Raw genomic sequence first — 9,640 nt, 5'->3', positions numbered from 1 at the left:
TGGAACCCGACTGCCGCACCAGATTGGTGCCCGTCACCGTCAGGACCCCGGTCGAGGCATTGTATGTCGCCGACGTGATGGTTGGCGTCTGAACATTGCTGACTGTCACGCCATTGCCCGTAAGGTCGGCATTGCCGGTGCCGTGCCAGTCCGCCGCGGCAGCAAGGTTGTAGGTGGTGCTTCCAGTCGCGCTGGTGGTGCCGTTGTTATTCAGCAACCCTTCGACATTGATCTGGTCGGTAGCGTTCAGGGTGATGCTGAAGCTGGTGGCGCTGCTGGCGGTGATGGCCCCGGTTTCGGTCAGCGTATAGGTGCTGCCCCCCTGGCCTGTCAGGGTCAGCTTGGTCTCATCAATGGCACCGCCATTGGTCAGGGAGTCGCCGGTGACGGTCAGGACATTGGTAGAGGCGTTGTAAGTGGCCGACGTGATGCTGGGGCCGGCGACCCCCGTGCCGGTCAGACGGAAATCGAATGCCGCCTCGTCGCTGTCATTGCTGTTGATGGTCAGCGTGGACGTCTTGGAACCCGCTGATGCGGGGTCGAAACGGACGGTGACCGTCGCCGACTGACCCGCCGCAATGCTGGTCGGGTTGGTGCCGACAAAACTGAAATCCGTTGTGTTGCTCAGGGTTATGCTGGAAATATTGAGAGCGCCTGGCCCCGTATTGTTGATCGTGTAGGTTCGCTCCACGGTACCGCCAGCGACCGCCGTGGAACCGAAATCGGTGTGGTCGGTCGTCGAGGGGGTCGTATCCCCGTCGGTGATGTTGGTGCTGTTGCCGGTGACGGCGATTTCCGGCAATGAGGGCGCAGCCGACCCTGTCACGCCAAAGCTTTGGAAATAAAGGTACCAAAGAGAATGGCTCGTTGATGCAAAATCAATACGGAATCCGGTCAGGTCGATGCCTGAAAAACTGCTAACAGTAAGCGCCTTTACGCCGGTTGTATTAATATTTACTGCTGTATTTGTTACGGTACCGCCAGATGCTCTATAGCCCGTAATTTGAACGCCAGTAAAAGAGTACGCATTCTTTAGGTACATATTTAGCGAATTAAGCTGAAACGTCGATAATTTGCTGGTGTTTGCCACAACCTTGAAGTAAGCATTGCCTGTTGCATTCAAACCAACCCAAGGTTCGTACGACTGGCTGGGCCCTGCCAGGCCAATATTCCTGACGCTCCCGTTACCGCCACCGGTTAGGGTAAAATACCCACCAGTGTCAGACCACTGAGGGTATGTATCAAAATCGGTGCCGCCAAATGAAATTACTTGCCTTGAGCCGCCAGTAACTGTAAATATTGAGCTCAACACTTGGCTGCCATTGGGCAGCGCCAACAAATTCTCATATCCAGCCAATGTCTCTGCGGATATGACAGCCGTGGCATCAATGTCGCCCGACCGCACCTCCAGGTCCCAATCCCCCCCCAGGGCGGCAGAGCCTGTCAGATCGTCTGAAGCCGCAATATCTGCGCCAGTCTTGACCGCCAGGGCTTCGACAAAATCCTGCCCCTCACCATTGCCGACCAGGCAGCCGTAAAGCAGGATGTCCCCATCCTCTGCCATAGCCCCGGCAATGATCGCCAGATCGGCATCATGGCTGGCCAGGTTGGCCGTAGACAAGGTATCGCTCCCCAGGGTCACCGATCCTTGCGAGCCATGACTGATGATGTGCAAGGCGTCGATATCGGTGCGCCCTGCCAATGCCGATGCCAGTTGGTCGAAACCACTCGACGCCCCATTAATCAGGATCAGTTCCGCGCCCGGTGCCAACCCATCGACCAGGGATTGGTAATCCTTGACACTGGTATCAACGACAACGACGACCTTATGATCGGCAGCGGCAGGCACATTGGCAAGGGCGGAGAGCAGGGACGAGACGTCAGCATCCGGTGAGTTGCCCGCAACCTGACCATCAATCTGATGAACAGTTTCCGATGCCGTTGCCACCGCCGCGGCATCGAACATCATCCGGGGCTCAAGAGCGATCGTCGAGGTCAGGCTGCCGCCACGCTTGTTCATCCGCTTGCCCATGGCGCTTACCTCTCCGTAACCTGAATCGACTTTGTTGTATCTTTGCCGCGCGCGGCGATGACATGGGCGGCCGACCCTGCCGGGTCCCGCCAGAAGGATTTATCTTCGTACCGCTTCCAGACATCAGGGGGCAGGATGGTCTTGCGTGGCTCAAAGGCGACACGGGGCCGGACAGCGTGAAGACCACGCAGACCCAGCGCTGCATCAAAATCATCGGCGTTGAATTCGACATTCTCGAAATCATGCCGGGAATACCAGGGCTCACCGATGAAGTCATAAACCAGCCGCAACACCTTTTCAGGCGAATGGGCCAGCAATTCATACTCGACGATCAGCAACGATTGGGATTGGGGGCCATAGTAAGCCTCCCGCAGGGCGCACCAGGGACCGCCGACGACGCCGTTCTGTGACCCCAGCGCCTCTGTGCGACCATAAACGGTGGTGTGGTCCGGGGCCCCGGCGAACATGCGCGTCTTTTCATAAGGCGATTGCCGGATGACACGCTCAAAGGAATCCATGATCCAGGGCATATCACGAACACAGGCAATGACCTTGGCACCGGGAAACAGATCCTGAAGCAGCGGCAGCCGCGCGGTCCAGGCCCGGTTCGTGTCAAAAACCACTTCACGGCCCGTTGAGGCATAAAATCCGTCAAACACCCCCTTCACAATGGAGCGTCTTTGTTCATCCGTGACCATGACGGGCCCGCCGCCCGCGCTCATCATGTCGATGAGGTTGGTCATCAGGGGCAAAACAGGGCTGCTGATGCCTGCATGGAAGCGGGGATTCTGAAGCAGCAGCGCCGACAACAGCGTTGAGCCGGAGCGAGGCAGGCCAGAAATTACGTGAACCGGTGATTGCATTTGTATGGTTTCCTTGCTTCTTTCTCTAGTCAATTTTCATTTATAATTAAACCATGCGGCGATGCGAACGCGATTCATTATATGAAATCAGAAAAACTTCTAAAAAACAGAAAAATCCAAAGTTTGACTTATTAAGAAATTTTGCGATTTTAGTGATTTCTTTTTCATTTTTCTCGGAATTCATTTTTGGCGCCCGCCTATTAATGCGTTAATGTTAGGTTGGTAGCTAAATCGCCATTTGAATTTAGCGAAAATAGCCCTTTAGATCAAGCATGATGGCGTTCATGGGGGGCTGCGGGAGCCTATGACGGGTCATTTCCTCACCCCTTGTTCTTTGATGTCCCCCCCCCTGCCCCAATCGCGTGGGATGGACATGAGGTTGATGTTGGTATGTACATCTTTTGGTAGTTTGATTAATCTATCCTCTTCCATGTTTAATTTTTTTATGGCATATGATTTTTTGAAAAGTCATGCTTCCCCCATCCTAGGGGGCAACTGGAGGCTGGAATGTCGGATTTTTTCTTGGGTGAGATCCGTCTGTTTCCGTACAATTGGGCACCAAAGGACTGGCACCTCTGCGACGGTTCGTTATTGGACACAAAAAAATACGTAGCTCTGTATTCTCTTCTTGGAACCACTTATGGGGGTGACGGGAAGACAACTTTCGGTCTCCCCGACCTGCGTGGCCGGACCACCGTCAGCCAGGCATGGAACCCGTCCAATCCGGACTATGCCCGTGGAAAGGCCGGTGGCGTTGAAGGTGTGGCGCTCACCCTCCAACAGATCCCGGCCCACAATCATTATGTCAGTGGCGTTGACAGCAACGCAAACACTACATCGCCGGCCGGTAACCTTATCGCCACGCCCGTCAAGGCGGGCAAGGGGATGACAAGTGTGCCTGCGCTCTTTGCCGCAATGGGTTCGGCGCCAGTCACGCTCAATGCCGGAACAGTTTCCACGAACACCCCCGCAGCGCCGCATAACAATATGCAGCCATTCCTGGTGATGAACTACTGTATCGCCATCGGCGGCATTTATCCGATGCGAAACTGATACCAACTTCCAGCCTTCAGGAAGGATGTCCCCTATGGTCGACTATTATGTCGGTGAAGTCCGACTGTTCGCAGGTCAGTACCCGCCCGTTGACTGGCACCTCTGCGATGGGTCACTGCTGAGCGTATCGACGTATCAGGCGTTGTTTGCGCTGATTGGAACCACTTATGGCGGGGATGGCGTGACAACATTCGGCATTCCCGATCTGCGGGGCCGTGTTCCGGTGGGCCAGGGCCAGGGCACGGGCCTCTCGCCGCGGACCCTGGCACAGGCTGGTGGGGCAGAGGCTGTTTCTCTTGCCGCGGCCCATACGCCAGCGCACAGCCACAGCTTCGCTACGGCGGGTGTTACCGCCACAGATTTAACACCCGGCCAGACGCTCGCTTTCGCCAACACCGAGTCACCGGCCACAGCCTATCTGAAGGATGGATCGGGTGCTGGGGCTGCGACGGTGACAACATTGGCGGCACCGAGCATTTCCACCTCTACCGGTGGGGCTACTCATAACAACATGATGCCCACCATGGCGCTCACCTACATCATCGCCTTGAACGGCACGTTTCCAACTCGCGGCTGAGGGAGCTGATATCATGGATGCTTTTATCGGTGAGGTCCGCGCCTTCCCTTATAGTTTCGTCCCGCAAGGGTGGTTGGAATGTACTGGGCAGGAGCTGGCCGTCAGCCAATTCCAAATCCTTTATGCCGTTATCGGCAATACCTGGGGCGGGACTGCCAACACGAGCTTCAAACTCCCCAATCTGCAGGGCATAGCGGTGATGGGGCAGGGCACCGGCCCTGGGCTCACCACCCGGATTTGGTCGAAATCCGTCGGTGTCACCAGCGTTGCCCTCACGAGCAGCAACCAGGGCCCGCCTCATTCACACCCTCTTGTCGTGCAGGACCCCGTCAATGCGGGGATCCAGGCCAATACCTTGTCCACGCCGGTCGCCAACTCTTCCTGGTTGGCCCAGCCTAATGTGGTTACAGGCCCCAACACCGCCCAGACACCAGCCTCCTATCAGACCTATACTGGCCAGTCGCTGACAACCCCGCTTAATCCCAACATCATCGGCCCCGCCGGTGGAGCACCCGGTGGGGGTGTGAGCTCCCATGAAAACCGCCAGCCCTATCTGACGCTGGTTTACTGCATCAACTATAACGGCACGTTTCCAATGCGGAACTGACGCTGCTCCCATGATGAAGGATGCGCGGTTTGATACAGGTCCGGTGATGGCCGGGACAGGGTTGGCGCTGCGCCAGGAGGCATTGGACGATTTGCCGTTCCTGGAGCTGCTTTTTATCTCAACCCGCCTGGCCGAGCTGGAGCCGACAGGCTGGCCAGCAGAAATGAAGCACCAGTTTCTGGCGTCACAGTTCGGTTTCCAGCGCCGTCATTACGCGCAGGCCTATCACGATGCCGATTTCTGTATTGTTCAACAGGACGACAGGCCGGTCGGACGGCTGTATCTGTTCCGGGGAACCGCCGATATCCGCATCGTCGATATATCGCTCCTGCCGGAATGGCGGGGACGCGGCTTTGGCGCTGCCCTGATCGCAGCCGTGCAAGCCGAAGCAGAGCGCAGCGGATGCAGCGTCAGCCTGCAGGTGGCTCTGCATAATCCAGCCCAGAGACTTTATACCCGCTTGGGCTTTGTGCAAACCGGTACGGATGGCGCTTCCTGGTCCATGCGCTGGCCGGCCTGATACCAAGTCCCTGTGACCTGGTTTTTGACTCATGCCGCCGGAGGCCGGCGACTGAGGGGCGGGAAAGATTGACCATAGGTCAGGATTTCCCGCCGTTGGTATGATTTGAGGCAAGGGCGGAAAGGGATATCGCCGTCGATGAGCTGGCGTGAAGGTTATGTAACCGAAATCGATTATATCAAGCCGCTTTGCCGGGAACAGAATCCAGCCTGGCTGTCCATGGCGGCGCTGTGGGCCGGCGTGCAAGCGCCACGCATCGACGCGGAGTTCACCCTTCTGGAGCTTGGATGTGGCCATGGAACAGGGGCCTTGTTGGCGGCGGCGCTGTTTCCGCAGGCTCGCTTTTTTGCCAATGACTTCATGCCGGCGCATGTGGAAAGCGCCACGCGGCTCCGTGATGACGCTCGGCTTGATAACCTCACGATCCTGCCAGACAGCTTTGCCGAACTCGCACAGCGCGATGATCTGCCCGCTTGCGATTTTATCGTAGCGCACGGGGTCTTCAGTTGGGTTTCAGCCGAAAACCAAGCCTGTATCATGGAGATCGTGCGCCGCCTGTTGAAGCCAGGGGGGTTATTCTATGTCAGCTATAACAGCGCTGTCGGCTGGGCGGGAATGTCCAGCCTGCGCCAACTGCTGATGGAGTTGGTGGAGCAGGACCAGGGCCCCTTGCAGGAGCGTATGCAACGCGCATTGGATATGGCAGCCCGCTTCGCGTCCAGCGGACCGGGCATCCCTGCGCTGGACAGGCTTGGCTACCAATTGCAGGCCTTGCGCGCGCATGATCCTGTTTATCTGGTACATGAATATTTGAACCGACATTGGCAGCCAATTTACCCATCGGACATGCAGCGCCGGATGTCCGGTGCTGGACTGGAATTCGTAGGATCGGCCCACCTGTTCAATAATGTTGCCGGCATGGCGGTTCCTCCCATGCTTCAGCCCTTCATGGCCGAACATGCGGCAGAGCCGGTGCGCGAACTATTTGTTGATATGGTCGCTGACCGTGCGTTCCGTTGTGATATTTACGGTCGCGATGTCCGGCCACTGTCCAATGCTGCCGAACGCCGCCATGCCGTACGCTTCCTGGCCTCTAACAACCGGCAACCCGACAACCCGGTCATCGATATGCACGGTCTGGGTTTTCTGCCGGAGCCGACTTGCCGTGCGGCGATCCTGGATCGTTTGGCGCAAAGTGCCGCCAGTTATGCGGAGCTGGCCGCCCTTCCTGGCATGCCGGGACCGGAACAGACCTTGGCGACTTTGACGGCCATGCTTCAGGGCGGGCAGATTTTTGCTGTACCGGCGGAGATGCCAGCCTCGTTGCAATCGACGCAATCATTAAACCGGGCCCTTCTGGAACGGGCGCGGCGCGGCGTTGCATCGGGCTTCCTGGTGGCACCCGCGATTGCGGCGGCATCGACCGCCGGGTTACTGGATATGTTGTTTGTTGGCGCCACGATCGACAAGGCTCCAGACTTGGCAGAGCGTGTCTGGCAGGATATCGCAGCCTTGGGGACACCTGTTCCCTGGCATGACGGTCCTATCGCTGCGGATAGCGATGGTCTGGCGCGGTTGCGGACCTTGTCCGCCCGGTTCACCCGCGACCTGCTGCCCTGGCTGGGTCGATACGGCATCATTCCTGACACGGGTTCAGGCATCAGGGAAGGCTGATTTCCGTGCAATCTTTGCTGTCCGGCATCAAAAACGACGATATCCGGCTGACACCCTTTCCGCATGTCATTGTGCCGAACGCCCTGCCAGAGGCGGATTATGCGGCACTGTGTGACAGTTTCCCCCCGTTCAGCCGGATAGGGTGGGCGACCAACAATCCGATCCTACCCAACAATCGGCGCTTCGCCCTGCCGGCGGCGAACATCCTGTCTGCTGAGGATATGCCTGCTTGCTGGAAGCATTTCGTCGAGCTTCACAGTAGCCCAGACTTCCTTGCCGCCGTGGCTGCCTTATTCCAGGATCATTGGCCTCGGGACATGCTTGCCGCCTTGGGCGGCAGTCTCACGGGCCACAGCACAGGCAGATTGAACCTGTCTGGAGATGACCACGACCGGGCACGCATCCGTCAGGATGCGCGGATCGAGATCAATACGCCCGTCCGGGACCGGGCTTCCTGCGTTCGTGGACCGCATCTGGATACGCCCAACCGGCTATTCTCCGGCCTGTTCTATATGCGGGCTGCCGAGGATGACAGCGTGGGTGGGGAGCTGTTGCTGTACCGTTGGCGCGAACAACCGATCATGGCATTCGATGCCTATGAACTGCCGCCACACAGCGTCGAAGAGGTCGCCCGCATTCCGTATCGTGCCAATCAGCTGGTCCTCTTTCCGCAGGGGATGAATGCCATCCATGGCGTAGCCCCACGCGAGCCGACCCCCCATTGCCGCCGCTATGTCTTCATCACCGCAGAACTGGGCCAGGACTGGTTGCGGCGACCGGGAGACATCACATGAGACTGCTGATCCATGGGATGCAATCCAGTGGCGCCACCGCCTTCACCCAGGTGCTGGCGCAGCGGCCGGGCTGCGTGGCGCTGGTCGATATTCCCAACAATTTCGCGGCCCCGCGTATAACGACGACGCTGGATTTCGTGGCCAAGGCCGTCATCACCACGGCCTATCCCCTGGCGGTGCATGTGGAGCGGTTCCGCCCTGACCGCACCGTGCTGCTGCTGCGCGACCCGCGGGACAATTATGCCAGTCTGCGCACCAAACCCTACCGTCATTATAGTGGCCTGATGCATGAGAAATTCCAGGTCCTGGAAGCACTGTTCCTGGAGCAGGACCGCTTCGATGCCATCATCCATTACGAGGATCTGATTGCGCGCGACCCATCCATTCTGGCGACCATGGCTACCCTCGGCTGGCCAATTACGGAAGAATATTTTCAGTTTCGCCGCTCCTATGATGAGCTGCTTGGCAGCCTCTGGGCCGCAGAACCGGCCTTGCAGGAGGAAATGGAAGTAGTCTTCGGCAACGCCCGAACACGTGGACTAACTGACCGTTTCAAAGACCAGAACCACCCACCCGGCATAGAGGAAAAGCTGGAAACCTTGTGTCCGCAGCTGCTGGCCCATTACCGCGTTCGGGGTGATGGGGCTTGAAGACCATCAGGGTTCAAGATCCGCGTCAGTGAACTGATGTTGTGAACGGCCCTTTTCCCTGGATTTGACGGTAGCAAACTGAGCTGTCGCAGAGATCAGTTTAAAGGAGGGGCGATTGATGGAAAGGGTGAATGTCATCGGCTTGAATCTGGCAAAGGATGTTTTCCAGGTCCATGGGATTGGGTCGGACGGCAAAGTGAACTTGCCCCCGTTTGGCCGGACATTCAGGTGGTTTCACGGTAGGCCCTGGCTTCGTCGGCCGGTATTCCGGGTCCGATCCGGCGGGACGCTGAACAACGACCATGGCCGGCGTCTTGGTCGTACGCGGCTGTCCTTTGCGGCCCCGACCGGCACGGGGCTTGTCGGGATCGGACCAGGGCGCGCCACCGAAATACATTTCGTCGATTTCGATGACGCCACCCAGCGTGTGGTCGGGGGCCACCAGCAGGCGCAGCACATGCCCCATCCGCCATGTCGTCGGTTGGCTCACTCCGATGATTTCGGCCAGCCGCATCAAGGGGATGCCCTTGTCAGATTGCAGGATGAACCACAGGACCAGCAGCCAGGTGCGCAACGGCAGCTTGGTCGCATGCAGCGAAGCTCAGCGGACATCCCCCCAGTCACTGCAAGAAAACCGTACGGAAATCCATAGAAAACAACACTCAAGCTGTCTTTGGTTGATAGTGGCGCGGTAATAAAACTCACTTCCCTGTCGGCACCCCGGAGCGACATGCGGGGTCCGGTCATCCCCGTGCCGCCAACTCCCGCTCCAGCGCCGCCATGGCATGTTCCAGCACCTCGCCCAGCACCCAACCTTCCCGGTCGGCGATGGCCAGGAAAGTGTCGATCGTCTCCTGCCGGGCGCGGATA

9 protein-coding genes and 1 pseudogene are annotated in these 9,640 nt (G+C 58.1%); 7 read left to right on the top strand and 3 right to left on the bottom strand.

Annotated elements, in window-relative coordinates; translation table 11 throughout:
- Both Q0072_RS06695 and Q0072_RS06690 read right to left on the bottom strand, forming a co-directional pair.
- Positions 1–2,032 (bottom strand): DUF4347 domain-containing protein (locus Q0072_RS06695; RefSeq protein WP_298327495.1); only part of this gene is annotated, 2,032 nt, incomplete at its 3' end.
- Between the two features lie 5 nt (positions 2,033–2,037).
- Positions 2,038–2,895, bottom strand: coding sequence for a sulfotransferase (locus tag Q0072_RS06690; RefSeq protein ID WP_298327493.1), 858 nt, complete (start codon positions 2,893–2,895; stop codon positions 2,038–2,040).
- Between the two features lie 507 nt (positions 2,896–3,402).
- On the opposite strand from Q0072_RS06690, the gene Q0072_RS06685 reads away from it, so the two are divergent.
- The 7 genes from Q0072_RS06685 to Q0072_RS06655 all read left to right on the top strand — a co-directional run bounded on the left by Q0072_RS06685 (position 3,403) and on the right by Q0072_RS06655 (position 8,770).
- Positions 3,403–3,948, top strand: a complete 546-nt coding sequence (locus Q0072_RS06685; protein WP_298327491.1) for a tail fiber protein — start codon at positions 3,403–3,405, stop codon at positions 3,946–3,948.
- A gap of 34 nt (positions 3,949–3,982) precedes the next feature.
- Positions 3,983–4,525, top strand: a complete 543-nt coding sequence (locus Q0072_RS06680) for a tail fiber protein (protein ID WP_298327489.1) — start codon at positions 3,983–3,985, stop codon at positions 4,523–4,525.
- A gap of 13 nt (positions 4,526–4,538) precedes the next feature.
- Positions 4,539–5,132, top strand: coding sequence for a tail fiber protein (locus tag Q0072_RS06675; RefSeq protein ID WP_298327488.1), 594 nt, complete (start codon positions 4,539–4,541; stop codon positions 5,130–5,132).
- A 10-nt stretch (positions 5,133–5,142) separates the two neighbouring features.
- On the top strand, positions 5,143–5,652 hold the full coding sequence (locus tag Q0072_RS06670) for a GNAT family N-acetyltransferase (RefSeq protein WP_298327485.1): 510 nt from the start codon (positions 5,143–5,145) through the stop codon (positions 5,650–5,652).
- A 138-nt stretch (positions 5,653–5,790) separates the two neighbouring features.
- Complete coding sequence (locus tag Q0072_RS06665; RefSeq protein WP_298327484.1) at positions 5,791–7,326, top strand: class I SAM-dependent methyltransferase; 1,536 nt, start codon at positions 5,791–5,793, stop codon at positions 7,324–7,326.
- A gap of 5 nt (positions 7,327–7,331) precedes the next feature.
- Entirely contained in the window at positions 7,332–8,120 is a 789-nt protein-coding gene (locus tag Q0072_RS06660) for a 2OG-Fe(II) oxygenase (protein WP_298327482.1), read from the top strand.
- Entirely contained in the window at positions 8,117–8,770 is a 654-nt protein-coding gene (locus Q0072_RS06655; RefSeq protein WP_298327480.1) for a hypothetical protein, read from the top strand. Before Q0072_RS06660 ends, Q0072_RS06655 begins: the two co-directional genes overlap by 4 nt.
- A 242-nt stretch (positions 8,771–9,012) precedes the next feature.
- Here the strand turns inward: Q0072_RS06655 and Q0072_RS06650 are convergent.
- Positions 9,013–9,365, bottom strand: a pseudogene (locus tag Q0072_RS06650) (IS1595 family transposase); the annotation flags it as partial.
- Positions 9,366–9,640: the final 275 nt, after the last annotated feature.

Source organism: Asticcacaulis sp. (assembly GCF_027484505.1).
Taxonomy (GTDB): domain Bacteria; phylum Pseudomonadota; class Alphaproteobacteria; order Caulobacterales; family Caulobacteraceae; genus Asticcacaulis.
This window is presented reverse-complemented; position numbering and strand designations above follow the sequence as displayed.

Bases quoted from the DNA above. Each gene is read 5' to 3' on its own strand.
- Q0072_RS06690 (WP_298327493.1), bottom strand. From the start codon at position 2,895: ATGCAATCACCGGTTCACGTAATTTCTGGCCTGCCTCGCTCCGGCTCA.
- Q0072_RS06685 (WP_298327491.1), top strand. From the start codon at position 3,403: ATGTCGGATTTTTTCTTGGGTGAGATCCGTCTGTTTCCGTACAATTGG.
- Q0072_RS06680 (WP_298327489.1), top strand. From the start codon at position 3,983: ATGGTCGACTATTATGTCGGTGAAGTCCGACTGTTCGCAGGTCAGTAC.
- Q0072_RS06675 (WP_298327488.1), top strand. From the start codon at position 4,539: ATGGATGCTTTTATCGGTGAGGTCCGCGCCTTCCCTTATAGTTTCGTC.
- Q0072_RS06670 (WP_298327485.1), top strand. From the start codon at position 5,143: ATGATGAAGGATGCGCGGTTTGATACAGGTCCGGTGATGGCCGGGACA.
- Q0072_RS06665 (WP_298327484.1), top strand. From the start codon at position 5,791: ATGAGCTGGCGTGAAGGTTATGTAACCGAAATCGATTATATCAAGCCG.
- Q0072_RS06655 (WP_298327480.1), top strand. From the start codon at position 8,117: ATGAGACTGCTGATCCATGGGATGCAATCCAGTGGCGCCACCGCCTTC.